Source organism: Magnetospirillum sp. XM-1 (assembly GCF_001511835.1).
Lineage (GTDB): Bacteria > Pseudomonadota > Alphaproteobacteria > Rhodospirillales > Magnetospirillaceae > Phaeospirillum.
Genome location: NZ_LN997848.1, coordinates 808,290 through 832,271, shown reverse-complemented (window position 1 = coordinate 832,271; position 23,982 = coordinate 808,290). Strand labels below are relative to the sequence as shown.

Annotated in this window: 18 protein-coding genes; 4 read left to right on the top strand and 14 right to left on the bottom strand. The window is 67.7% G+C overall.

Annotation, left to right across the window (positions count from 1 at the left end; translation table 11 throughout):
* Window positions 1–9: 9 nt before the first annotated feature.
* The 8 genes from XM1_RS04035 to XM1_RS04000 all read right to left on the bottom strand — a co-directional run bounded on the left by XM1_RS04035 (window position 10) and on the right by XM1_RS04000 (window position 11,891).
* A complete protein-coding gene (locus XM1_RS04035; RefSeq protein WP_068430128.1) occupies window positions 10–444 on the bottom strand; it encodes an SxtJ family membrane protein in 435 nt (144 codons plus the stop codon).
* Window positions 445–514: 70 nt separating this feature from the next.
* Window positions 515–1,093 (bottom strand): D-sedoheptulose 7-phosphate isomerase, encoded by a 579-nt coding sequence (locus XM1_RS04030; protein ID WP_068430119.1) that lies wholly within the window; start codon window positions 1,091–1,093, stop codon window positions 515–517.
* 32 nt (window positions 1,094–1,125) lie between these two features.
* Complete coding sequence (locus tag XM1_RS04025) at window positions 1,126–5,940, bottom strand: NAD-glutamate dehydrogenase (protein ID WP_068430116.1); 4,815 nt, start codon at window positions 5,938–5,940, stop codon at window positions 1,126–1,128.
* Between the two features lie 117 nt (window positions 5,941–6,057).
* On the bottom strand, window positions 6,058–7,092 hold the full coding sequence (locus XM1_RS04020; protein WP_068430114.1) for an SGNH/GDSL hydrolase family protein: 1,035 nt from the start codon (window positions 7,090–7,092) through the stop codon (window positions 6,058–6,060).
* Entirely contained in the window at window positions 7,089–8,111 is a 1,023-nt protein-coding gene (gene holA / locus XM1_RS04015) for a DNA polymerase III subunit delta (RefSeq protein WP_068430112.1), read from the bottom strand. Before holA ends, XM1_RS04020 begins: the two co-directional genes overlap by 4 nt.
* Window positions 8,111–8,680 (bottom strand): LPS assembly lipoprotein LptE, encoded by a 570-nt coding sequence (gene lptE, locus XM1_RS04010; RefSeq protein WP_068430109.1) that lies wholly within the window; start codon window positions 8,678–8,680, stop codon window positions 8,111–8,113. Before lptE ends, holA begins: the two co-directional genes overlap by 1 nt.
* On the bottom strand, window positions 8,667–11,270 hold the full coding sequence (gene leuS / locus XM1_RS04005) for a leucine--tRNA ligase (protein ID WP_068437467.1): 2,604 nt from the start codon (window positions 11,268–11,270) through the stop codon (window positions 8,667–8,669). Before leuS ends, lptE begins: the two co-directional genes overlap by 14 nt.
* A gap of 72 nt (window positions 11,271–11,342) precedes the next feature.
* Entirely contained in the window at window positions 11,343–11,891 is a 549-nt protein-coding gene (locus XM1_RS04000) for a DUF3576 domain-containing protein (protein ID WP_068430107.1), read from the bottom strand.
* A gap of 310 nt (window positions 11,892–12,201) precedes the next feature.
* Here XM1_RS04000 and XM1_RS03995 point away from each other — a divergent pair, with 310 nt between their 5' ends.
* Window positions 12,202–13,473, top strand: coding sequence for a porin (locus XM1_RS03995; protein WP_068430104.1), 1,272 nt, complete (start codon window positions 12,202–12,204; stop codon window positions 13,471–13,473).
* Window positions 13,474–13,540: 67 nt separating this feature from the next.
* Entirely contained in the window at window positions 13,541–15,076 is a 1,536-nt protein-coding gene (locus XM1_RS03990) for a lipopolysaccharide assembly protein LapB (protein ID WP_068430102.1), read from the top strand.
* Between the two features lie 123 nt (window positions 15,077–15,199).
* Here the strand turns inward: XM1_RS03990 and XM1_RS03985 are convergent, their stop codons facing one another.
* Entirely contained in the window at window positions 15,200–15,799 is a 600-nt protein-coding gene (locus tag XM1_RS03985) for a thiamine phosphate synthase (protein WP_068430099.1), read from the bottom strand.
* 29 nt (window positions 15,800–15,828) lie between these two features.
* On the opposite strand from XM1_RS03985, the gene XM1_RS03980 reads away from it, so the two are divergent.
* Entirely contained in the window at window positions 15,829–16,479 is a 651-nt protein-coding gene (locus XM1_RS03980) for a YggS family pyridoxal phosphate-dependent enzyme (protein WP_068430096.1), read from the top strand.
* Between the two features lie 3 nt (window positions 16,480–16,482).
* Here XM1_RS03980 and XM1_RS03975 read toward each other — a convergent pair whose 3' ends face one another.
* Both XM1_RS03975 and ribA read right to left on the bottom strand, forming a co-directional pair.
* On the bottom strand, window positions 16,483–17,547 hold the full coding sequence (locus tag XM1_RS03975; protein ID WP_068430093.1) for a hypothetical protein: 1,065 nt from the start codon (window positions 17,545–17,547) through the stop codon (window positions 16,483–16,485).
* Window positions 17,548–17,693: 146 nt separating this feature from the next.
* Window positions 17,694–18,806 (bottom strand): GTP cyclohydrolase II, encoded by a 1,113-nt coding sequence (gene ribA, locus XM1_RS03970; RefSeq protein ID WP_068430091.1) that lies wholly within the window; start codon window positions 18,804–18,806, stop codon window positions 17,694–17,696.
* Window positions 18,807–18,966: 160 nt separating this feature from the next.
* Here ribA and XM1_RS03965 point away from each other — a divergent pair, with 160 nt between their 5' ends.
* A complete protein-coding gene (locus XM1_RS03965) occupies window positions 18,967–19,596 on the top strand; it encodes a response regulator transcription factor (protein ID WP_068430088.1) in 630 nt (209 codons plus the stop codon).
* A gap of 126 nt (window positions 19,597–19,722) precedes the next feature.
* On the opposite strand, the gene XM1_RS03960 is transcribed toward XM1_RS03965, so the two are convergent.
* From XM1_RS03960 to XM1_RS03950, 3 genes are all read right to left on the bottom strand, one after another.
* Entirely contained in the window at window positions 19,723–20,514 is a 792-nt protein-coding gene (locus tag XM1_RS03960; protein WP_068430084.1) for an exodeoxyribonuclease III, read from the bottom strand.
* A gap of 338 nt (window positions 20,515–20,852) precedes the next feature.
* A complete protein-coding gene (locus XM1_RS03955) occupies window positions 20,853–21,494 on the bottom strand; it encodes an outer membrane lipoprotein carrier protein LolA (protein ID WP_231920683.1) in 642 nt (213 codons plus the stop codon).
* Between the two features lie 65 nt (window positions 21,495–21,559).
* Complete coding sequence (locus XM1_RS03950) at window positions 21,560–23,980, bottom strand: DNA translocase FtsK 4TM domain-containing protein (protein WP_068430080.1); 2,421 nt, start codon at window positions 23,978–23,980, stop codon at window positions 21,560–21,562.
* Window positions 23,981–23,982 lie beyond the last annotated feature (2 nt).

The following is a 23,982-nucleotide window of genomic DNA, read 5'->3' as shown; positions in this document are numbered from 1 at the left end:
CTCGATCTCCTAGAACTGGCGCCGCATGCTGTCGGGCGCCGGGCCCGGCGGGGTACGATTGATCCAATAGCTGGCGGCCTTGTCGTCACGGGCCAGATGCAGCGGGTCCTTGCCGACTGCCCGCATGATCAGGGCGATGGGCGTGACGGTGAGAAAGAACAGCAGCCCCATCACCAGCGGAGTCACCACGTGATGTAGCGCCATACCGATCAGGAACCACAGCTTGTTAAGCGGCTTCAATGCCTTGGGGTATACCAGGGCCACCAGCAGAAAGGCACCGGCCACAGCGCCGGCCCACAGCCGGACTTCGCCGCCGTCCTTGAGCGGCAGCAGGGCAACGATGGCGAAGACGGCGGCGAAGACCAGCCCGAACGACCGGTCCGACCCCATCTCCACCGCGCGCGCGTGGGAGCCGCCGTCGATGCCAACTTGTGATTTGCTCATGCCCGAATATCGCCCACTCGGTCGAATACGCCGGACTTCTAGCACAGCGAGGACCTTGGAGGCAAACCGCTCAGGCCGGAGCCGAGACGGCTTCCACTTGATCGCACAGCGCATGGCCGATCAGGATGTGCATTTCCTGAATGCGGGCGGTGACGTTGGAGGGCACAATCAGCAGCGGATCGGCCAGCCCCACCATCTTGCCGCCATCGCGGCCCGAGAAGCCGGCCGCCACCAGGCCCATGTCGCGGGCTACCGCGAGCGCGGTCAGCACGTTCGGGCTGTTGCCCGAGGTGGTGATGCCGATGGCCACGTCGCCGGGCCGGCCCAGCGCCTCGATCTGGCGCGAAAAGATTTCCTCGAACGAGAAGTCGTTGGCGCAGGCGGTCAACAGCGAGGTATCGGTGGTCAGCGCCAAGGCAGCCAGGGCCTTGCGGTTGTAGCGGTAGCGGACCACCAACTCGGTCGCCAGATGCTGGGCGTCGGCCGCCGAGCCGCCATTGCCGAAGAACAGGATCTTGCCCCCCGCCGCCAGGCTGTCGACGCAGGCCTGGACCAGGCGCTGGAAGGGTTCGCGCACCGCCTGGCCGGTGACGGCCAGCGTCTCGGCATGCTCGGCGATCTGCTGATCGAGAAAGGCGGCAAACTTCATGACGCGGCCCTCATGTCGTTGATGCCTTTCCCTTAGCCGTTCCCGCCCGGCGCCGCAACACCCGACTCGGTCAGGGTCCGCAATTGCCGGTTGGCCACCATGATCATGGGCAGGTCGATGTGGGAGGCCGCCTTCAGCTCGGCCAGCAGGGTCTCGGCCCGTTCCACCGCCGCCCGGTTGGCCTCCAGCCAGGCCTGCACCGCCGCGTCGGGCTCGAGGTCGGGATAGGAGGCCGCCACCACGCTGGTGATGTCGCGCTGGTGGCCGTAGAGGTCCTCGATGGCCGCCGCCGCCGCCAGCTTCAGCCAGTGGCCGCGCCCCGACAGTTTCTCGGCCGAGGCCCTGAGCCAGCCCAGCGAGAACCGCGCCCCCACCGCGAAATACAGCCGCCCCGCCGTCTCAATGGTGAGGTTCTGGCGGGTGGCGATGCGCAGGATGTCGGCGGCCGAAGCCAGCACGATCAGGTTGCCCACCCGCTGGGCCAGATCGTGGGGCACGCCCTGGCCGACGAAATACTCGATGCGGGCCAGCACGGCCGCCGCCGCGTCGGGCGGCAGGATGGCCGGCACCGCGCCTTCCAGCGCACGGACCCCGGGCGACAGTTCGGCGATGCCCGCCCCCAGCGCGAAGGGCGACGGCATGGAGCGCAGCACCCATAGGGTGGCGCGTTCCACCAGCCGGTTGGCCTCGATCTGCATGGCGGTCTGGGCCGAGGCCGGGACCTTGCCGTCCAGTTCCTCGATGGCCCGCCAGACCTCGCGCATGCGGAAGGCGTCGCGGGCCACGATATAGGCCCGGGCCACCTGGGCGGGAGGATGGCCGGTGGTCTCCATCAGTTCCGAGACGAAGGCCCCGCCCACCCGGTTGACGATGGAATTGGTCACCACCGTGGCGATGATCTCGCGCCGCAGCCGGTGGCGCTGGATGTCGTGGCCGAAACGATCCCGGAGCTGGGTGGGGAAATAGTTGGTGAGGTCGATGGCCATGAACGGGTCGTCGGGCAGCTCCGAGGCCAGGATGTGGTCGTAGAGCCAGATCTTGCCATAGGCCAGCAGCACCGCCAGTTCGGGGCGGGTAAAGCCCTGCTTCCTGGCGGCGCGCTCGGTCAGCGTCTCGTCGGTGGGCAGGAACTCGATGCCCCGGTCGAGACGACCGCCCTTTTCCAGAAGGCGCATGAAGCGCGCCTCGGCGTCCAGCAGTTCGGGCCCCTGGGCCTGCAGCATGGAAAGCGCCTGGGTCTGAAGGTAATTGTCGCGCAGCACCAGGGCGCCCACTTCCTCGGTCATCTCGGCCAGCAGCTTGTCGCGCTGCTTCGGGGTAAGGTCGCCGGCCGACACCAGATCGTTGACCAGAATCTTGATGTTGACCTCGTGGTCCGAGCAATCCACCCCGGCGGAATTGTCGATGGCGTCGGTGTCGATGCGCCCGCCTTCGCCGCCGGCTCCTTCTTGCGCGTATTCGATACGGCCCAGCTGGGTGAAGCCCAGATTGGCGCCCTCGCCCACCACCTTGGCCCCGATCTCGGAGCCGTTGACGCGAAGGGAATCGTTGGCGCGGTCGCCGGCGTCGGCGTTGCTCTCGCTTGCCGCCTTCACATAAGTGCCGATACCGCCCAGGAACAGCAGGTCGACGGGGGCCTTCAGCAGGGCACGGATCAGTTCGGTGGGGGTCAGGGTATCGGCTTCGATACCGAAACGTTCCTTAGCCTGGGGAGAGATGGGGATGGTCTTGGCCGTCCGGGGCCAGATGCCGCCGCCTTCGGAAATCAGCGTGGTGTCGTAATCGGGCCAGGCCTTGACGGCGTTGAACAGCCGCTCGCGCTCGGCGAAGGTCCTTTCCCGGTCGGGATTGGGATCGAGAAAGATGTGGGCATGGTTGAAGGCCGCCACCAGCCCGGCATGGGGCGAGCGCAGCAACCCGTTGCCGAACACGTCGCCCGACATGTCGCCCACCCCGATCATGGTGAAGTCCTGGGTCCGGGTGTCGAGTCCCATTTCGCGGAAGTGGCGCTCCACCGCCACCCAGGCGCCCTTGGCGGTGATGCCCATCTTCTTGTGGTCGTAGCCCTGGGACCCGCCCGAGGCGAAGGCGTCGCCCAGCCAGTGGCCGTAATCCAGGGAAACCGAATTGGCGATGTCGGAGAAGGTGGCGGTGCCCTTGTCGGCGGCCACCACCAGATAGGGGTCGTCGCCGTCCTTGCGCACCACGTCCCTGGGCGGCTTCACCCCTTCCGGGGTCAGGTTGTCGGTAAGGTCCAGAAGACCCCGCATCAGGGTCTTGTAGCACTCGATGCCCTCGGCCAGATAAGCCTCGCGCCCGCCCGTCGCCGGGGGCTTCTTGACCACGAAGCCGCCCTTGGCGCCCACCGGCACGATCACCGCGTTCTTGACCATCTGGGCCTTCATCAGGCCCAGGATCTCGGTGCGGAAATCCTCGCGGCGGTCGGACCAGCGGATGCCGCCGCGCGCCACCTTGCCGCCCCTCAAGTGGATGGCCTCGACCCGGGGCGAATAGACGAACACCTCGACCATGGGCCGCGGCGCCGGCAACTCGTCCACCGCCCGGGAATCCAGCTTGAAGGACAGATAGGCCTTGGGCCGGCCGGCCGCATCGGCCTGGAAGTAATTCGTTCGCAAGGTGGAACGGATCAGGTTGAGGAAGCGGCGCAGGATACGGTCGTCGTCGGCGCTGACCACCTTGTCCAGTCCGGCCAGCAGAATAGCCTCGGCCGCCAGCGCCTTGCCCGGATCTCCCTTAGGGTCGAAGCCGGCGAGAAACAGCTGGACCAGGGCGGCGGTCATGTCGGCGTTGCCGGCCAGGGCCTGCTCGATATAGGCCTGGCTGTAGGTGATGCCGGCCTGGCGCAGATACTTGGTGTAGGCGCGCAGTACCATGATCTCGCGCCACGACAGGCCGGCCGACAGCACCAGCCGGTTGAAACCGTCGCTTTCGAAATCGCCGCGCCACACCGCCGCCAGGGCGTCGTGGAACAAGTCGCGCCGCTCGGCCACGTCCAGCGGCCCACCATCGGCGCTTTCCACCTCGAAATCGTGTATCCACACCGTCCCGTCGGGACCGGATTCCGGGACGATCTCGTGGGGCATCTCGGCGATGACGATCAGCCCCATGGCTTCCAGCATGGGCAGGATGCCCGACAGGGGCACCGGCTGACCCGAACGGTACAGCTTGAGGCGGCCCTGGTGCGGCTCGGCCTCCACCGGGCGGTAGAGATTGAGCACGATGTCGCCGCCCGACGCCGCCTGGATGCGGCCCACGTCGCCCACCGCCGCCAGCGCGCTGTGGCTTTCGCGGTAGGAGGCAGGGAAGCCCCGGCCCCAGCGCCGCGACAGCGCCAGCCCGCCGGCCTCGCCATGGGTCTGGATCAGGGCGTCCTGTAGATGCTCGTGCCAGGTGCGCGCCGCGTCGGCGATGCGGACCTCCAGCGCCTGGGCATCCACCTTGGGCAGATGGCCGGGGGTGGTGCGGATGATGAAATGCAGCCGGGCGAGCGGCAGGTCGGCCACCTGGGTGTAGAAGGCGTCCAGCGTGCCGCCCACCGCCTCTTCCAGCATGGCGGTGATGCTCAAGCGCAGCGGCGTGTCGTAGCGGTCGCGCGGCACGAACACCAGGCAGGAGACAAAGCGCTGGAACTCGTCGTTCCTGAGGAACACCGCCACCCGCTGGCGGTCCTGCAGGTGCAGGATGCCGATGCTGGTCTCGAACAGCGCGTCCTCGGACACCTGGAACAGCTCGTCCCTGGGATAGGTCTCTAGGATATTGGTCAGCGCCTTGGCGTCGTGGCCGGACCTGTTGAAGCCGGCCCGGGCCTCGACCCGGGCGATCTTGTGGCGCAGCAGCGGAATCTGGGCCGGGCGGTCGTTATAGGCGGCCGAGGTGAACAGGCCGAGAAAGGCGTGCAGCCCCACCACCCTGCCCTTGGCGTCGAATTGCTTCAGCCCGATGATGTCCATGCGCACCGGACGGTGGATCACCGCGTGGCGGGCCGATTTGGTGACCATCAGGGGGTCGGGCCGCTGCACGAAGGCCCGCAGCTCGGCCGGCATGTCGGCCAGGGTCAGCGTCTCGTCGAACACATGGGCTTGCGGGTCGGACAGGATGCCCAGCCCACTGGCCGGATCGGCGGCCACCCCCTTGGAAAGGTCGAAGCGGCGATAGCCCAGGAAGGTGAAATGGTTGTCGGCCAGCCATTCCAGGAAGGCCAGCGCCTCCTGCTTCTCGTCGGCCGGCACCTTGGCCGAAGTCGCCTCGAATTCCGTCACCCCCGCCCACAGGGTGTCCAGCATGCGGCGCCAGTCGGCCACCGCCTGGCGGACCTGTTCCAGCACGTCGGCCAGCGAGGCGGCCAGGTCCGCCTGGACCGGCGCCGGCTGGCGGTCGATCTCCACATGCATTAGCGATTCCTGCAGCGCGCCGTCGCCGTTGACCGTCACCCGGACCAGACCGCCGGCCCCGTCACGGTCGGCCCGCACCACCGGGTGGACCAGCAGATGTACCTTGATGCCGCGCCGGGCCAGCTCCATGGCCACCGAATCCACCAGGAACGGCATATCGTCGTTGACGATCTCCACCACCGAATGGCTGGACACCCAGCCGTGACGGTCGAGGTCGGGATCGAACACCCGGATGGCGGGCGTGCCCGGCTTGCGTTCGCGCATGAAGGCGAACAGGCCGAGCGCCGCGCCATAGACCATCTCCGGCTCGGCCTCGGCCAGGTCGGCCAGGGGAAAGCCGCCGGCATAGGCGCGGATCAGGCGCTCGGCCCCCGCCTTGGCCAGGGTTTCGGACAATTCGGCGATGCGCCGGTCCAGATAAGCGGAGATCTCCATGGCCCACCCCCCTTATACCGGCAGAGTCTGCGCCTGCCTTCTGAAAGAGAAGAATGGGGGGCTTTCCTGGTTTCTACAAGACGCAGGTGAAATCGAATAGTGTTCGAATTCAGCGCTCTATTGCAGGACCGCCCTCAGACGCGGGGCAAGCCATGCGGCGATACGGCGATTTCCCGCCGGCGTGGTGTGAACCCAATCGTAGAAATCGCCGTCCTCGAAGGTCAGCCCGCCGCCCAGGTCGAGGCAGACGGCGCCGGCCCTGGCGCAGGCCGCCATGGCCCGGCGGTTGAAGGCGGTCTGCATGGCCCACGAACCGAAATTCAAGGAATCCGGCGATGTTCCCCGGCCCAGGGGTTTGCCCGCCTCTGTCACCCGGTAGTCGGAGCGGCTCTGGGTGACGATGACCGCCTCGGCGCCCATGGCCCTGATCCGCGCGATCAGGGCCTCGACCCGCTGCTCGTAGGCGCCGAGCAGGGCCGCATCGACCACCTTGTCCGGATCGGGCGGCGTGCCGGCTATCCAGGGTCCGCGCGCGTACTCGCTACCGCCATGCACCACGTGGGCTTTGCGGGCCTTCAACGTCCCCTGGATGGTCGTCACCACCTGAACCAGGGCGGAATGGTTGGTGATGTAGCGTTCCACCCGACGACGCAGTGAGGGCGACGCCATGTCGTCCCATTGCTGCTGGCCCTCCAGATGGGCGTCGTTGACGCCGATATAGGCGAGCACATAGCGGGGCTTCAGGCCGGGAATCTGCGATAGCCAGCGATCGAAGGCCCGCAGATGGCCAAAGGTGGACTGGCCGTCGATGCCGGCGTTGACCACCACCTTGCCGCCCAGGTCATGCGCCAGATAGTCCTGCCAGGTCTCACCATCGCCGATGAAGCGCTGGTCGGTGGTCGAACCGCCGATGGTCAGGATGTCGATGGCCCCGGGATTGGCATATTGGCCCCGCAACCCCCAGCGGTCGCGGGAATAGACCGCCTCCTTGGGCCCATTGTAGAGGCCGCTGACATCAAAGACCCGGTGGATGTCGCGGGGGATGTTCATGGTTCCCCAGCTGGGGCCGAACAGCCAGCTGCCGAAGATCAACTCGGCGATGATCAGCCCCACCACTAAGATGGCGGCGTTTATGCCGAGGATTCGAATCATCGCCTCGCCGCCGCTCGGGCAATCATCATCAGGGCGCGCGAGGTGATCTCGGCGGCCGGCATGCCGGTGGTCTTGCAATCCACCTCGGCCTCGGTCAGCAGGTCGAGTGCCTTGCCCAGACGGTCGGCGGGCCAGCGCGACAGCTGGCGCTTGAAGCGGTCGGCGGCCTTGAAGATCACCGGCGGCTTCAAGGCCGCCATGGCCTGGTCGGTGGACTTGCCCTGGTTCATCAGTCCGGCGGCCAGGTGCAGCCGCTGGAAGTGCCGCGCCACCGAGCGCAGCATGCCCACTGGCTGGTTGCCCTCGCGCAGCAGGCGGTCGAGCACCCGCTGCGCCCCGGCGTGGTCGCCGTCGGCGGTGGCCAGCGCCAGGTCGTCGAGGCCGAGCGCGGCGGTATCGCCAACGCAGGCGATGGCGTCCTCCAGGCCCACCCGGCCGGGTCCGCCCATATACAGCGCCAGCTTGCCCAGCTCGGCCCGGGTCAGGCGGCGGTCGCCGCCCAGATGCTCGGTGAGATACGCCATGGCGTCGGGTTCGGCCATCAGCCCGGCTGCCTTCAATTCCTCCTGGATCACCCCGGCCAGTGAACCGCCCTCATCGCCGTAGCAGGCCAGGGCGGCGGCATTGTCGGCGCCTTCGAACAGCTTGCGAAGCGAGGAGCGCGGCCCCAGCTCGCCGCCTTCGATCACCACCAGGGCGTCGCCCATGGGCCGCGCCAGGAAGGAGGACACCGCCCCCGTCTGGGCGTCGCCGGCGTCACGCAGCACCACGGCACGCCGTCCGCCGCCCAGCGCCATGGCCGCGGCCTCGTCGGCCAGACGGGAGGGAACCTCCTTGAGCGCGGCGGGGCTGAGTTCGGCCACCCGGAAGGGATCGGAAACGTCGGGAACCACCGAACGGATCAGCCGCTGCACCCTCTCACGCACCAGGCCAAGGTCGGGACCGAAGACCAGCACGGCGCGCATGGCAGGATCCGGCGCCTTGAGGAACGCCTCGGCCCGCGATCCCGCGAGCTTCATCAGCGGACCTCGTCCTGGGAGTCCCGGAAAATGGTGCGCCGTTTGTAGCGCTCCGCATTGGGATTGGCCTGATAGCGCTGGATGGCCACCGCGATACGATTGCGGATATCGTCGGCCAATTGGGTAAGCGCCCGCTCTTCCGCGTCGCGCTCGGTGGCGACGCTGGCATAACGCGGCCCCAGATGGTCGAAATAGACGGTGGTGCTGACCGAATCGCCGAGAATCGTCGATGCTTCCTTGGTCAGCTGAACCTGGGCCGACATGGTGAGATTGGCGACGGTGGCGAAGGTATCCTTGCGGAAGCCGAGATTGCTCACCGATTCGGTCAGTCTGACCGTCAGCGTGTAGGTGTAATCCGCCGCCTCGCCGCGCGGCGACAGGCGTTGCACCAGGGCGTTGCGCAACTGCTGGCCGACGCGGTCCTTGATGGGCTCGATGCGGATGGCGGCCAGATCCACGTCCACGCCGGCGGCGGCACCCGACGGCGTGCCGTACATGGGCTTGAAGCCGCAGCCCGTCGGGCCCAGCGCCAGAACAGCGAACAGAAGAAGCGCTCTAGACCACCACATTGACGATCCGATTGGGCACGACCACGACCTTGCGCGCGGGCTTCCCCGACATTGCCGAAATCACCTGGGGTTGCGCAAGGGCCGTCTGCTCCGCCAGGGCGGCGTCGGCATCCTTGGGCAACTCGATGGTGGCGCGCAGCTTGCCGTTGACCTGAATCGCGACGGTGACGCTGTCCTCCACCAGCAGGGCGGGATCGGCCACCGGCCAGGCCGCCTCGGCCAGCAGGCCGGAACCATTCAGAGCCTGCCACATCTCCTCGGCCAAGTGAGGCATCATGGGGCCGATCAGGCGGGCGGTGGCCTCCAGACCCTCGCGCAGCACCCAGGCGGCCCCGGCATCGCCGGCGGGCAGCTCGCCCCCCGTTAGTTCTCCGAGGCCGTTGGTCATCTCGCGGATGCGGGCAACGGCCTTGTTGAAGTGGAAGCGTTCGAGATCATCGCCCACCTGGGCGATGGTCTTGTGCAGCAGACGGCGGATCTTGGCCACCTCGCCCGACAGCTCCGGCATGGGCGCGCCCACCGGCGGCAGCTCGGCCGACGCCACCATGCGCCACAGTCGGTTGACGTAGCGCCAGGCGCCGTCGACGCCGGCCTCGGTCCAGTCCAGGTCACGTTCGGGCGGGCTGTCCGACAGCATGAACAGCCGCGCCGTGTCGGCGCCGTAGCCGTCGATGATGCCGGCCGGGTCCACCACGTTCTTCTTGGACTTGCTCATCTTCTCGGAACGGCCGCCGGTCACCGGCGCCCCGGTCTCGGCATGGACCAGCTTGCCGTCGGCACCGGGAACCACCTCGGTGGGGAACAGCCAGGCGCCGTCCTCGGACTTGTAGGTCTCGTGGCAGATCATGCCCTGGGTCAGCAGGCCGGCGAAGGGCTCCTTGACGCCGAGATAGCCGCAATCCTTGAGCGCGCGGGTGAAGAAGCGGGAATAGAGCAGGTGCAGCACCGCATGCTCGATGCCGCCGATATACTGGTCGACGCTCATCCAGTAATCGGCCGCTTCCCGGTCGAAGGCCACGTCCGCGCGGTCAGGCGAGGTGTAACGGGCGAAATACCAGCTGGATTCGAAGAAGGTGTCGAAGGTGTCGGTCTCGCGCCGCGCCGGCTTGCCGCAGCAGGGGCAGTCCACGTTCTTCCAGGTGGAATGGTGGTCGAGCGGATTGCCCGGCTTGTCGAAGCTGACGTCCTCGGGCAGCACCACGGGCAGCTGCTCGGCCGGAACCGGCACGGTGCCGCAGGCCTCGCAATGGATCACCGGAATGGGGCAGCCCCAATAGCGCTGGCGCGACACGCCCCAATCCCTGAGGCGGTAATTGATGGTGCGCTCGCCGCGTCCCATTTCCTCGATGCGGCGGATGGCCTCGGCCTTGGCCTCGTCCACGGCCAAGCCGTCCAGGAACTTCGAATTGATGGCCTTGCCGTCGCCGGTATAGGCCTCGCCCTTGGCGATGGCGGCGAGAACCGCCTCCTTCTCCGAGGCGGGCTCAACCACCTGGGTCCAGCCCAGGCCGTACTTGTTGGCGAAGTCCAGGTCACGCTGGTCGTGGGCGGGACAGCCGAAGATGGCGCCCGAGCCGTAATCCATCAGCACGAAATTGGCCACGTAGATGGGCAGCGTCCAGCTGGAATCGAAGGGATGCACGGCCTTGAGGCCGGTGTCGAAGCCCTTCTTCTCGGCGGTCTCGATGGCCGCTTCCGAAGTGCCCATGCGGTTGCATTCGGCCACGAAGTCCGCCAGCGCCGGATTGCCCGCCGCCAGCTCGGCCGCCAGGGGATGGTTGGCGGCGATGGCGACGAACTTGGCGCCGAACAGGGTGTCGGGACGGGTGGTGAAGATCTCCAGTCGATCGGAACGACCGGCCAGGTCGAACATCAGCCGGGCGCCCTCGGAGCGGCCGATCCAGTTCTCCTGCATCAGGCGCACCCGCTCGGGCCAGCGCTCCAGCGTCGTCAGGCTATCGAGCAGATCCTGGGCGTAATGGGTGATCTTCAGGAACCACTGGGACAGCAGGCGCTTTTCCACCAGGGCGCCCGAACGCCAGCCGCGCCCGTCGATCACCTGCTCGTTGGCCAGCACGGTGTTCTCCACCGGATCCCAGTTGACCCAGGATTCCTTGCGGTAGACCAGGCCGGCCTTGAGGAAGTCCAGGAACATCTTCTGTTCATGGCGGTAGTATTCGGGCTCGCAGGTGGCCACCTCGCGGCGCCAGTCGTAGGACAGGCCCATGGACTTCAGCTGCTCGCGCATGGCGGCGATGTTTTCCCGCGTCCACTTGGCGGGATGGACGTTGTTCGAGATGGCGGCGTTCTCGGCCGGCAGGCCGAAGGCGTCCCAGCCCATGGGGTGCAGCACGTTGAAACCCCGGGCCCGCTTGTAACGCGCCACCACGTCGCCCAGGGTGTAGTTGCGCACATGGCCCATGTGGATGCGCCCCGACGGATAGGGGAACATCTCCAGCACGTAATATTTAGGCTTGCCCGGCGCAATCTCAGCCTCGAAGCAGCGCTTCTCCTCCCAGGCCTTCTGCCAGCGGGCTTCGGTTTCCTTGACGTTGTAGCGGTCGCCGCTGATGCCTTCCGGGCGCGACATGGGCTTGTCCATTGCTCTTGGTTGGGAAGATTAAGGATCGGGCGGCGCTCGAGGGCCGCCCGCATCTCTTGCTTATTGCGTCGGTTCGCTCGACACGACCCTCAGCTGCCTGGCCCGGGTCAGGATCGAGTTCTCCAGGTCGACGACCATCTTGGGATCGACGCGCACATCGACCCAGCTGCCCGACCCGTCGCGCACCTGCTTGAACAGCGACACCTTGACGCCATCGGCGCGCAGCGTCCGGTCGAGGATGAAGACGTTGACCTTATAGCGCTCGCTCGGCGTCTCGGGCAGCTGGTACCAGTCGGTGATGATGGTGCCGCCGAAGGCATCCGCCGTGGTGATCGGCATGAACGACACGGTGTCGAGCGACGCCCGCCAAAGGAAGGCGTTGACGCCGATGCCCGCGCCCTCGCCCTCGGGCTTGCTCTTGCCGAACAGGCCTTCCGGCCCGAAGATGGTCTCGCGCTTCTCATTGGACATGCGCGGCGCCGAATCGCCCTTGTCCTTATCGGGAAAAACCGCCTGGGTCTTGTCGCAGGCCGACAGGACAAGAGTCGCGCCGAGCAGCGCCACGGCACCCGTCAAAATCTTTCCGCCCACCGAAATCTTCCTCGTCATCACCGTCTTCACCCCGCCGCGCCAGCGCGCGGCCTGTTGGCACGCGAAATGCCTCCGACGGCAGGGACCCGCCGTCGCGACAGGCAACAATGCTACGAGAGGCGGCCCCCCTGCAAGCGGTAACGGCCGGAACGCTCCCACTTAGGCCTGTGTTGCAACGATGCCACAGTGCGGAGTTTTCGATACAGGACACACCCCACCTTGCTTGACTGCGGCGGCCGACCATGGCGTGATGGCGACCGTTCGTTCATTTGGATAGCGGGTACGGCCATTGGGGGTCGACATCGCAAGGCCAAAGAGAGGAGATACCATGAAGAAGATTCTTTTCGCCAGCACCGCGCTGGTCGCCGCCGGCATGATGAGCGCCGGCGCCGCCTCCGCCGCTGAGAAGATCAAGCTGAACATGTCCGGCTTCTCCAAGTGGTGGGTCGTCGGCGCTTGGCAGGACCAGGACTTCCAGGAGCAGGCCGGTTTCGGTGCCGCTTCCTGGCGCAGCAATGCCGACGTCAAGGGCTTCAACCTGATCACCTTCGACGGTTCGACCGCTCTGGACAACGGCCTGAAGGTCGGCGTGCGCTTTGACCTGATCGCTGGCGGTCACTCCGACACCGTCACCGACGTCATCGACAACAGCTACGCCTGGGTCGAGGGTGGCTTCGGTAAGGTCCTGGCCGGCATGCACAACAATGGCACCGCCCTGCTGCACGTGCAGGCTCCGGACGCCGCCGGCAACTTCACCTCGGGCGGCGTGATGCTGGGCAACTGGGCCATCACCAAGCCGTCTGGCGTGATGGGCATGAACCAGCGCGTTGGCTACACCGCGTCGTCGAACACCACTCAGGCGATCGCCGACGACAAGGCCGAGAAGCTGACCTACGTTGCTCCGTCCTTCTACGGTTTGACCCTGGGCGCTTCGTACATCCCGAACGCCGTCCGCAACGGCGCCACTGGCCTCGGCCAGCACGGCCGTGGCAACGGCAACGACCGTCTCGAAGCTTGGGGCGGTGGTGCTCTGTACGCCAACACCTTCGGCCCGGTGGGCGTGAAGGCTTCGGCCGGCTACGTGTGGGTCGACCTGAAGGCCGTTGGCAACAAGGCTGAGAACGCCTACACCCAGCAGACCTACGGCGCTCAGCTGTCGTATGCCGGCTTCACCCTGGGTGGTTCGGTGCAGCGCGCCTCTGACGACCGTCGCAACGGTGGCAACAGCGCCGCTGCTCTGTCCGGCACCTCGCAGATCGGCACCGCCGGCAAGGGCGGCGAGCTGGACTTCGGCGGCGTGGCCTACGACGTGGGTCTGCAGTACGCCTCCGGCCCGTATGCCGTGTCGTTCGCCTACTTCCATTCGTCGGTCATTGGTCTGACCAACACCACCCTGCGCAATGGCAAGGACGACACCATCGACGCCTACCAGGCTTCGGGCAAGTACAACCTCGGCCCGGGCGTGGACGTCCTCGCCTCGATCGGTTACATCGAGTACAAGGACCAGCGCGACGGCGTTGCTGGCATCACTGCCAACCAGAACAAGCAGTACTCCAACTCCGGTTGGACTGCCATGACCGGTCTGTCGCTGTCCTTCTAATAGGACGTCGACACCTTGTTATGGGGGAGGGCGGCTTCGGCCGCCCTCTTCTTTTTGTGAGCCCGTGATGAACGACCCCACCAGCAGTTTCGACCAGGCCGTGCTGTTCATGGGCCAGGGTCGGCCGGCCGAGGCCGGGGACCTTGCCGAAAAACTGCTTGCCGCCCAGCCCGGCAACGCCAGACTGTGGCATCTCCTGGGATGCGCCCGGCTCCAGCTCGGGCAACCGGACGAAGCCGCCCGGCATATCCGCCACGCCATCGCCACCGACGGCTCCAATCCCGCCGCCCACGCCAATCTGGCCCGCGCTCTGCTGGCGGGAAAATCTGTCGCCGATCTCGGGGAGGCGGAAGCCGCCATCCGGCGCGCCATCGCCGCCGTGCCGACCGATCTTTCGTTTCGGCTTACTCTGGGCGAGGTGTTGCAGGCCACCCGCCGCTACCAGGATGCAGTAGCAGAGCTACGCCAGACCCTGGATCTCGTCCCCGGCCATCCCGATGTCACCGCTACCCTGGCTTCCGCCTTGCATCTGGCCGGCGAGCCCGATGAGGCTCTCGACCTGTGCGCCCAAGTGATCGCCGCCCATCCCGACCATGTGGGAGGATGGATCAATCGCGGCAACGCCCACCTGCTGAAGGGCGAGGTCGCCGCCGCCCGCGCGGCCCTCGACCGGGCGGTCGAACTGGCTCCGGACAACACCAGGGCCCGCTTCAACCGCGGCTTCGCGGCGTTGCGCCAGGAAGATTACGCCATCGGCTGGGCAGATTACGAATCGCGCCACGACCGTCCCTTCGCCCACCTGCCCGACCGCCTCGAAGGGCAGGTGATTCTGGTCGACCAGGATCAGTACGCAGGCGATACATTCCAGTATATCCGCTTCGTCCTGCCCCTGCTGGAGCGCGGCGCCCGCATTGTCCTGTCCCTGCCCGCCCGCCTGGGCGCCATGCTGCGCGTCTGCTTCGTCAGCCACCCCCGCCTGGACTATCACGTCCTGGGCACGCCCGAACCCGGCCACGACCACAAGGTCGGCATCGCCAGCCTGCCGCTTCTGCTATGGCCGACCGAACCGTTTGGCGCCGGTCGGGTTCCCTATCTCCATGCCCCCGAAGAGGCCATTGCGGATTGGCGGCACCGCATCCGCCGTCCCGGAAAGCTGGCGGTGGCCATCAACTGGCAGGGCAATCCGGATTATGATCTCGATCACTTCCGTTCGGTGCCGCTGGACCATCTGGGGCCGCTGGCGACAGTGGCCGACCGGGTGGATTTCTTCAGCGTCCATGGCGGCGACGAACGGGTCGAGCTGGCGCCGTTTCCGCTCAATCCGCTGCCCAAGGATTGCGACGCCGCCGGCGCCTTCCTCGGCACCGCCGCCCTGATGAAGGCCTGCGATCTGGTGGTGTCGTCGGATACCTCGACCGCCCATCTGGCCGGAGGGCTGGGTTGTCCCCTGTGGCTGATGGCCTCGGCCTACCCCGAATGGCGCTGGCTGGACGAGCGGGCGGATTCGCCCTGGTACCCCACCGCCCGGCTGTTCCGCCAGCCTGGTGTGGGCGACTGGCGCCCGGTGGCCGCCGCCATCGCCGAGGCGCTCGCCACCCGTTGATATCGGGGCTCCCGCCCCGCCCCCGGCTGGAGGCGATGCCTCCAGACCTCTCTTTGATTTGAATATAAAAGGGGTCCGGGACATAGCCCCCGGATGGGTTTAGGCGATAGCCCAACATGAACCTCAGCCCACAAGCCCACCGATGGCCGCCATGCCCGCCGCCCCCGGCAGGTGCCGCAGGCGGCGACGGGTCATGCCGCCCAAGGCGATCACCGGAATTGGCGAACGTTGCGCCCACAGGCCGAAGCGGACCGGCCCGATGGTGGCCGCGCCGGGATGGCTGGCGGTGGGATAGACCGGCGACAGCAGGACCCCGTCGGCGCCGAGATCCCTGGCCCGCCCCAGGGCCATGGGCCCATGGCAGGCCACCAGCAGCAGACGTCCGCGCCGCCGGACCCATCCCAGCGCCCCGGCCAACATTCCGTGGCGAGCCATTCCCTCGGGCAGATGGAGGCCGGACGCCCCCAGTTCCGCCGCTAGACGCCAATCGCCGGCCACCAGCAGCACCAGACGCCGCCGCCGCGCCAGCGCCGCCACTTCCCTCGACAGGGATTGGCGTCTTTCGCTTGCGTAATGACGCAGGATGATTCCGGCGCCGGGCGGCAGCCGCGCCATGGCGGCACGCGGGTCGGGCAGGCGCTGCTCGTCGGTGACCAGCACCAGCCAACCGCGCGGGATGCGGGAGGCCGTGTTGAGTCGATTGCGGCGGTTTGCTACGGTCATGGCCGCATTCTATCGGAGTTCCCGCCGCCTTGTCCGCCATCACCGCCGGTCTTCATGCCGTCCAGTCTCGCATCGCCGCCGCCGCACAGGGGCGGGCTGTCACCCTGGTGGCGGTCAGCAAGACCTACCCGACCGAAGCGATACGCGAAGCCCTGGCCGCCGGGCAGAAGGTATTCGGCGAGAACCGGGTGCAGGAGGCCAAGGCCAAGTTCCCCGATTTGCGCCAGAACCATCCCGACCTCGAGCTGCACCTGATCGGCCCCTTGCAGACCAACAAGGTCCGGGACGCCGTCGCCCTGTTCGACGTCATCGAGACCATCGACCGCCCCAAGCTGGCCCGCGCCGTGGCCGACGAGATGGAGCGGAGCGGCAGACGGCCCCTTGTGCTGATTCAGGTCAACACCGGTCGCGAGCCGCAGAAGGCCGGCATTGACCCGGATCAGGTCGATGCCATGGTGGCCATCTGCCGCGATGAATTCCGCCTCCCCCTCGCCGGGCTGATGTGCATCCCGCCGGCCGATCAAGATCCCGCCCCCCATTTCCACCTGCTGGCCGGCCTGGCGGCCCGCCACGGTCTGGGGGTGGTCAGCATGGGAATGAGCGGCGATTTCGAGACGGCCATTGCCGAGGGCGCCACCCATGTGCGGGTGGGCTCGGCCATCTTCGGCCATCGGGGGTAGCCGTTACTGTTCCGTAATGGTGTTCTGGGCCGGGCGGCCCAGCCGCGACGACTTCTCGTACTTGTCCATGGCCTGCATCATGGAGGCGGAGAACCAGTCCCCCGATTGTCCGCCGACGGCGCCACCCTGGACGGAGGAATCCGCCTGGGCCGCCACCATCTGCTGCGCCATGGCGGCCGAAGTGGTGCGCTGGGCACTCGGACGCTGGCCGGCGATGGGAGCGTTGGCGCGATAGCCGGTGCTCGAGACCGTGGTGCCGATGGCGGGCGGGCTCTGGGTGGCCAGGGGCGTTGTGCGGCCGGGAATGGGCATCAGGCGGGATTCGCGCCCCAGCGGCATGGGACGGTTGGCGGCAGAGGCCACCTGCTCGGTGGCGGTCTGGACCGGAACGGCGGTCGCAGCGGCGGCCACCGGCTTGATGGCGGCAGCGGCGGCGGTCGGCTGGGCATCCCCGCCCACCAGATCGGGCATAAGTAGCGGCTGGGCCTTGGCGGCATCGTCGGCCTTGGAATCCGCAGCTTTGGGTTCGGTGATCTTGGGTTCGGCGGCGGCGGCCAGAACCTGGCTCTGCTGCGGCATGGAAGCCTCGAGGCGGGCGGCCTGGGCCTCCGGCGCCGGCGCCTTCTCCTCCGCGGCTGCCAGGGCGGTGCCGGTCCCCGTGCTCGTCGGATCCTCGTCGCGGAACAGGGCGATCACATGGCCGCCGGCGTCGTGGCCGGTGGATTCTTCCAAAATGCAATTGGCGGCCGAGGCGATCAGACCCAGCGGCCCGCCGAACAGGGTGCCGCCCACCAGACGGGCGGCGACGCCGATCTTGTCGCCGGTGGCTTCGCGATAGAGGTTGTTGACGATGGGAATGTGCTGCAGCGGGTTGATGACGTCGAGGAAGTCCCAGAACGACGCCTCGTCGTCGCCTTCGGCGAACATGGTCAGCTGCTTGGCGTCCGGATTGGCCCTGGCCTTGGCCGCTTCCGCCGCCGTCACCGCGTTCTCGGAGGGCAGAGTCGGCACCAGCGTATCCGCCATCAGGCTGGACGACTGGAAGGAAGACACGGCGGACAGCGACATGGCGCACCTCGGAGGAAAGACGCCATCATCTTTGCAACTGTGATGCCAGTTTTATCGTGTTGATAATATTACGTTTTTGCCAGACCCAACCGGGCAGAAGCCGCCATGGGGCAAAAACCGGACGGCAATTCCTGCCGGGATGACGATCAGAACAGATGGCCGCTGCGCGTCGCCTTGGTGCGCAGATAGCCCTGGTTGTGATCGTTGGAGGGGAAGACGTGCGGCACCCGCTCGATGACCTCGACGCCGTGACGGGCCAGGGCGTCCACCTTCATGGGATTGTTGGTGAGCAGCCGCACCCTTCCGATGCCCAACAGAAGCAGCATCTGGGCGGCCGGCAGGTAGATGCGCTCGTCGTCGTCGAATCCCAGCTGGAGATTGGCGTCCAGGGTATCGAAGCCGTCATCCTGCAACTGATAGGCCCGCAGCTTGTTGACCAGCCCGATGCCGCGCCCTTCCTGGGCGAGATAGAGCAGCACGCCGCTGCCGGTCTGGGCGATCTCGGCGATGGCGCCTCGCAGCTGGTCGCCGCAATCGCAGCGCAAGGACCCCAGCAGATCGCCGGTGAAGCATTCGGAATGCAGCCGGGTCAGCACCGGCTGGTCGGGATCGGGATCGCCGATGACGATGGCCAGGTGTTCGATGCCGCCGTCGGAGGGACGGAAGGCGACGATGCGGGCGTTCTCGGCATTTTCCAGCGGCACGCGGGCCTGGCTCACCTGGCGCAGCGAACGCGCCGCGTTTTCCTGATATCCGGTGATCTCGGCCGCCGCCACCCGCACCGCCCGGGCCGGAACATCCGCAGCCAGGGCCAGGACCGCCGCCGGCAGCAGCCGGGCCAGCTTGGCCAGGGCGACGCAGGCCTCGTCCAGGCCGCCGGCACGGCGCGCATCCAGGCCGGAAAAGGCCGGCATGGGCAGCGAGCGGGCGCCGGGATCGGCCAGCCAGGCAATCGTTTGAGTGTCGAAACCGTTCGCGGCGACCACCCGGAACACCCCGGCCTCGGTATCGCCCAGGCCGAGCACGCCGGCGCGCCGCCCGGTCAGGGCCAGCAGGACGCCCGAACCGCCGGCCGCGGCCAGCAGGGCCAGGCTTTCGTCCGACACCGCCTCGGCCGCCATCATCAGCGCCGCCCCGTCCGCATGCTCCACCAGCACCAGCCCGCCACGGCGCAGCTCGGCGATGGCGCGATCCACGGCGATGAGCGAGGGGGGAGCCGCAAGTTCCGGCTTGGGTGTGGTATCGAGGCTTCGGGTCATGAACGGGCTTTGTTTTTCGGCCGGCCGGAACCATACAGCCTTTGAAATGGAAAAGCCAATCCGTCTCGCTGCGCCCGGTTCCGCCATGGTCCGGCCATCGCCCAGCCATCGCCATGACACAAAGGGGTGTGATATAGGGGGAGTGTCGCAAGGGCCGGTCATGATTCCAGAACCCCGCATTCTCCTCGCCATCGCCGACGCCCCCTTGAGCCAGGGCGTCGCCGGCCATCTGCGCCAGGTCGCCGGCTGGTCGGTGACCGAGGTCGCCGTCGTCGCAGAGGTATTGGAACAGGCCCCGAACCATCACCTTGCCGTCATCGACGAGGCCCTGGACGGTCCGGCGCTCTGCCTGCAGCTGCGCGAGGCCGGAATCGCGCTGCCCCTGCTGCTGCTGGGCGCCGCCGCCACCGCGCGCTGTTGCGGCATCGAGGCGGTGGTGCCCAAGCCGCTGCGCCTGCCCATCCTGGCGGCCCGCATCCGCGAATTGCTGTCCCGTCCGGCCGGAATCACCATCGGCCGCTGGCGGTTCGACGAAGGCCGCTCGGTACTGGACGGCGCCGGCGGCGCCATGGTCCGCCTGACCGCCAAAGAAACCGCCATCTTAGCCCGGCTCCACCGCGCCGAAGGCCAGGTGGTGGGCCGCGATACCCTGCTGGACGAGGTCTGGGGCTATGGGGCCGGCATCGACACCCACACCCTGGAAACCCACATCTACAAGCTGCGCCGCAAGCTGGGCGGCGGCGTGCTGGTCAGCGAGAACGGCGGCTACCGGCTGGAAGAAAAAGCCTGAAGCCAGTTGGGCTGCCGCCCAAACCCGCCCGGAGGCAAGGCCTCCAGACCTCCAGTCTTATTGAAGAAAAGGAGGGTTCGGGAGGCATGCCTCCCGATTGGGGCCGGGGCGAAGCCCCGCTTTCACCTACAGGTCGAAATCCACCATCACCGGCACGTGATCGGACGGCTGGGTCCAGGCGCGGGCCTCACGCGCCACCAGGGTCGAGCGGAGCATCGGAGCCAGGGCGGGCGTCACCCAGACATGGTCGAGGCGCCGTCCCCGGTCGTTCTTCTGCCAGTCGGGGGAGCGATAGCTCCACCAGGTGAACAGCTTTTCTGTGGGCGGCACGAAGTGGCGCACCGCGTCGACGAAGGGCACCGAGGCCTGGAAGGCGTTGAGCAGCTCTACTTCCACCGGGGTGTGGCTGACCACCTTGAGCAGCTGCTTGTGCGACCACACGTCGCTTTCCAGGGGCGCGATGTTGAAGTCGCCGGCCAGGATGGCGCGGGAGTCCGGCGTGAAGGTGGCCGCCGCCCAGTCGGTGACCTCGCGCACGAAGTCCAGCTTGTGGGCGAACTTGTCGTTGAGATCGGGATCGGGGATGTCACCGCCGGCCGGAATGTAGAGGCAATGCACCTCCACCCCGTTTTCCAGGCGCGCCATCAGGTGGCGGCGGTCGTCGCGGCCGCAGCGCGACAGCGGCCGGGATTCGGCGATGGGCAGGCGCGACAGGATGGCGACGCCGTTATAGCCCTTCATGCCGTGGAAGGCGACGTGGGGAAATCCCATGGCGCGGCACTCGTCCAAGGGAAACAGCGGGTCGTCGACCTTGATCTCCTGCAGGCAGACGATGTCGGGGTTCATCACCGACGTCACCTGCCGTAGCAGGTCGATACGAAGGCGGATCGAATTGATGTTCCAGGTGACGAGACGCAATTACGGCAGACTCCGGCTTGCTTGGAACAGGAGGAACTCCGACGAGCCCCAAGGCGAGGAGGCAAGGCCAAAGGCCGCCGCGGCTTATGCCGCGAGAGCCAAGGGTTTCGCGAGAAACCCGCCCGGCGATTGAGGGACAGTATATAAACGAAAAGGGCGCCCGGTCAGGGGGGTAACCGGGCGCCCTATTGCTCCGTGTGGAGCGCGGGGTGGCAGGGGAAACCAACCCCGCAGGGCCGGACCATTGCAGTCGCGGCCGTGCTCCTTGGAATCTGGGGTGCCGTTCTTCCCTTCACAGGCGCGCTAGACGCATGGGCGTCATGCGTTTAGCGCATGGCTCAATTGCCGGTGTTGAGGGTGGGCGCGGTGAACTTGGGGTTCTTGAACTCGAACAGCTTGGAATCCAGGGACAATCCGCTCTGCGCCTGATACAGCGAGACGGTGGTCACCTGATGCTGGGCGTCCTTGATCTGCCATTGGCGCAGAAGGAAGGGCTTGTCGGAGAACACCAGGGTGATCTCGCCCGCCGCCGGGTCCTCGGCTTCCACCACCGAGATGCGCACCACGCCGGGCTGGCGGACCACCCGGGTCACCGTCACGTCGCCGCCGTCCAGCTTGACGCCGGGGCGCACCAGGATGCCGGCCGGGGTGGAGCCCAGGGGAATGTAGCTGGGCTCGCCCAGCTGGCTGTCATGGACGATCAGGAAGCTGCCGTCGGCCACCACCAGCAGCGGGCTGGGCGGATCGTATTGCAGCCGCAGCTTGCCCGGCCGCGACAGATAGGCGTCGCCCTCGACGGAGCTTCCGTTGGGCGAGACCTGAAGGAAGCGGGCCTTCAGCGTGGTGACGCCGTTGAGATAGTCCTCGGCGCGGGCGATGTCGGCCTTGTCCTGGGGGGTGAGAGGCGTGCGCGCCGGCGAGGCGGCCTGGGCCGCCGTTGCGAAAAGCGCCGCCAGGGCCAGAAGAAGAATCCGTCTCATCGCCATCCATTCCATTGCTCGTAAAACGCCACATAGACCCCGGGATTATGGAGGAAATAAGGCCTTTAGTAATCGACCCCGGTCCGCGCCAGCACCTCGCGCTTGCCCACGTGGTTGGGCTTGCCCACCACGCCTTCGGATTCCATGCGCTCGATCAGGCGGGCGGCGCGGTTGTAGCCGATCTGCAGGTGCCGCTGCACGAAGGACGTCGACGCCTTGTTCTCGCGGCAGACCAGGGCCACCGCCTGGTCGTAGAGATCGTCGCCCGAACCGCCGCCGCCCTCGGCCCCGCCCATGCCGAATTCGCCCTGCTCCTCCTCGGTGACCGCCTCCACATAGGAGGGCTCGCCCTGGGCCCGCAGGTGCTCGACCACCTTCTCCACCTCGTCGTCGGAGACGAAGGGGCCATGCACGCGGGTGACGCGGCCGCCCGACGCCATATAGAGCATGTCGCCCTGGCCCAGCAGCTGCTCGGCGCCCTGCTCGCCCAGGATGGTGCGGCTGTCGATCTTGCTGGTCACCTGGAAGGAGATGCGGGTGGGGAAATTGGCCTTGATGGTGCCGGTGATGACGTCCACCGAGGGACGCTGGGTGGCCATCAGGATGTGGATGCCGGCGGCGCGCGCCATCTGGGCCAGACGCTGCACCGCCGCCTCGATGTCCTTGCCCGCCACCAGCATCAGGTCGGCCATCTCGTCGACGATGACCACGATGAAGGGCAGCGGCTCGAGCGCCAGGGTCTGCTCCTCGTAGAGCGGCTTGCCGGTCTCGGGGTCGAAGCCGGTCTGCACCGTGCGGGTCAGCACCTCGCCCCGGTCGCGGGCCTCGGCCAGACGGTGGTTGTAGCCGGCGATATTGCGCACGCCCAGCTGGCTCATGGCGCGGTAGCGGTCTTCCATCTCGCGCACCGCCCATTTCAGCGCCACCACCGCCTTGCCCGGCTCGGTCACCACCGGGGCCAGCAGGTGGGGAATGCCGTCATAGACGGAGAGTTCCAGCATCTTGGGGTCGATCATGATGATGCGGCACTCTTCCGGCGTCAGGCGGTAGAGCAGCGACAGGATCATGGTGTTGATGGCCACCGACTTGCCCGAGCCGGTGGTGCCGGCGATCAAGAGGTGGGGCATGCGGGCGAGGTCGACCATCACCGGCGCGCCGCCGATATCCTTGCCCAGCACCAGGGTCAGCTTGGCCGAGGCCTTCTCGAACTGCTCGGCGGCCAGCAATTCGCGCAAGAATACGGTTTCCCGCTTCTGATTGGGCAGCTCGATGCCGATGACGCTACGCCCGGGCACGGTGGCGATGCGCACCGAAAGGGCGCTCATGGAGCGCGCGATGTCGTCGGCCAGGCCGATCACCCGGCTGGTCTTGGTGCCGGGCGCCGGCTCCAGCTCGTAGAGCGTCACCACCGGGCCGGGGCGGACCTTCACCACCTTGCCGTTGACGCCGAAATCCGACAGCACCTCTTCCAGCAGGCGGGCGTTCTGGGCCAGTCCATCCTGGTTGATGCGGGCCTGTCCCTGGTCGGGGGCGGGCGCCAGCAAGGTCAGCGGCGGCAGCTGGTAGCCCGAACCGGGCGGCGGCGCGCCGAGATCCAGGGTGCCCTGGCGGGCGGCGCGCTCGCGCTTGCCCGGCGTCACCGGCGGACGCTTGGGCTGGACCAGCGAGCCGGCCGGACGCGCCGGCTCGTCGGCGGCCTCGTCCAGGGGCGGCGGCACGAAGGGATCGTCGTCGTCCTCTTCGTCCGGCGGCGGCGGCGAGAAGGCCGGTTCGGCGCGGGCCGGCACCGGGCGCAAGACCGGGTCCACCCGGCGGATGCCGGGTTCGGGCTCGGCGAAGGGATGGCTGCGCAGATGGGACGCCGCCTGGCCAGCGGCGCTGGCCATGTCCAGCGACCGGCGCCCCAACCCGGCCCATTCGGCCCCGGTCAGGCCCAGCACGAACACCGTCGCCCCCAGGGCGACCAGCAAGGCGGCGGGACCGGCGATCCAGGCAAATTCGGGAGGCAGCAGCAGGCCCAGGCCCTTGACCAGCAGCAACCCCAGCGCGCCGCCGGGCCCGGCGGGCAGCGACGGCAACGCGGGCAGGGGCAGCGCCGCCAGGGCCAAGCCCCACAGCACCATGGCCGGCGGCAGGATCATCAGGCGCACCAGCCAGTGCCCGGGCAGCCGGACCCGCACCAGCACCAGCAATCCCCACACCGCCCAGGTCAGCGCCAGCACGGCGCCGCCCCAGCCCACCGCCTGGAACAGGAAGTCGGCGAACCAGGCGCCGGGACGGCCCAGCGCGTTGATCACCGGCCCGCTGGCGGCGGTGTCGAAACTGGGGTCATGGGAATCGGCGGTGCCCAGGGCAGCCAGCCCGGCCACGCCCAAGGCCAGCAGGGCGAGGCCGCCCAACTGGGTCAGGCGGCGGCGCAGGAAGTCCACGGTTCCCCGCGGCAGGAACCCGCCCGACGGCATGGTCTTGCGCGATGGAGCCGCCATCT

Coding starts and splice junctions, on each gene's coding strand:
- XM1_RS04035 (WP_068430128.1), bottom strand. CDS start 444: ATGAGCAAATCACAAGTTGGCATCGACGGCGGCTCCCACGCGCGCGCG.
- XM1_RS04030 (WP_068430119.1), bottom strand. CDS start 1,093: ATGAAGTTTGCCGCCTTTCTCGATCAGCAGATCGCCGAGCATGCCGAG.
- XM1_RS04025 (WP_068430116.1), bottom strand. CDS start 5,940: ATGGAGATCTCCGCTTATCTGGACCGGCGCATCGCCGAATTGTCCGAA.
- XM1_RS04020 (WP_068430114.1), bottom strand. CDS start 7,092: ATGATTCGAATCCTCGGCATAAACGCCGCCATCTTAGTGGTGGGGCTG.
- holA (WP_068430112.1), bottom strand. CDS start 8,111: ATGAAGCTCGCGGGATCGCGGGCCGAGGCGTTCCTCAAGGCGCCGGAT.
- lptE (WP_068430109.1), bottom strand. CDS start 8,680: ATGTGGTGGTCTAGAGCGCTTCTTCTGTTCGCTGTTCTGGCGCTGGGC.
- leuS (WP_068437467.1), bottom strand. CDS start 11,270: ATGTCGCGCCCGGAAGGCATCAGCGGCGACCGCTACAACGTCAAGGAA.
- XM1_RS04000 (WP_068430107.1), bottom strand. CDS start 11,891: ATGACGAGGAAGATTTCGGTGGGCGGAAAGATTTTGACGGGTGCCGTG.
- XM1_RS03995 (WP_068430104.1), top strand. CDS start 12,202: ATGAAGAAGATTCTTTTCGCCAGCACCGCGCTGGTCGCCGCCGGCATG.
- XM1_RS03990 (WP_068430102.1), top strand. CDS start 13,541: ATGAACGACCCCACCAGCAGTTTCGACCAGGCCGTGCTGTTCATGGGC.
- XM1_RS03985 (WP_068430099.1), bottom strand. CDS start 15,799: ATGACCGTAGCAAACCGCCGCAATCGACTCAACACGGCCTCCCGCATC.
- XM1_RS03975 (WP_068430093.1), bottom strand. CDS start 17,547: ATGTCGCTGTCCGCCGTGTCTTCCTTCCAGTCGTCCAGCCTGATGGCG.
- ribA (WP_068430091.1), bottom strand. CDS start 18,806: ATGACCCGAAGCCTCGATACCACACCCAAGCCGGAACTTGCGGCTCCC.
- XM1_RS03965 (WP_068430088.1), top strand. CDS start 18,967: ATGATTCCAGAACCCCGCATTCTCCTCGCCATCGCCGACGCCCCCTTG.
- XM1_RS03955 (WP_231920683.1), bottom strand. CDS start 21,494: ATGAGACGGATTCTTCTTCTGGCCCTGGCGGCGCTTTTCGCAACGGCG.
- XM1_RS03950 (WP_068430080.1), bottom strand. CDS start 23,980: ATGGCGGCTCCATCGCGCAAGACCATGCCGTCGGGCGGGTTCCTGCCG.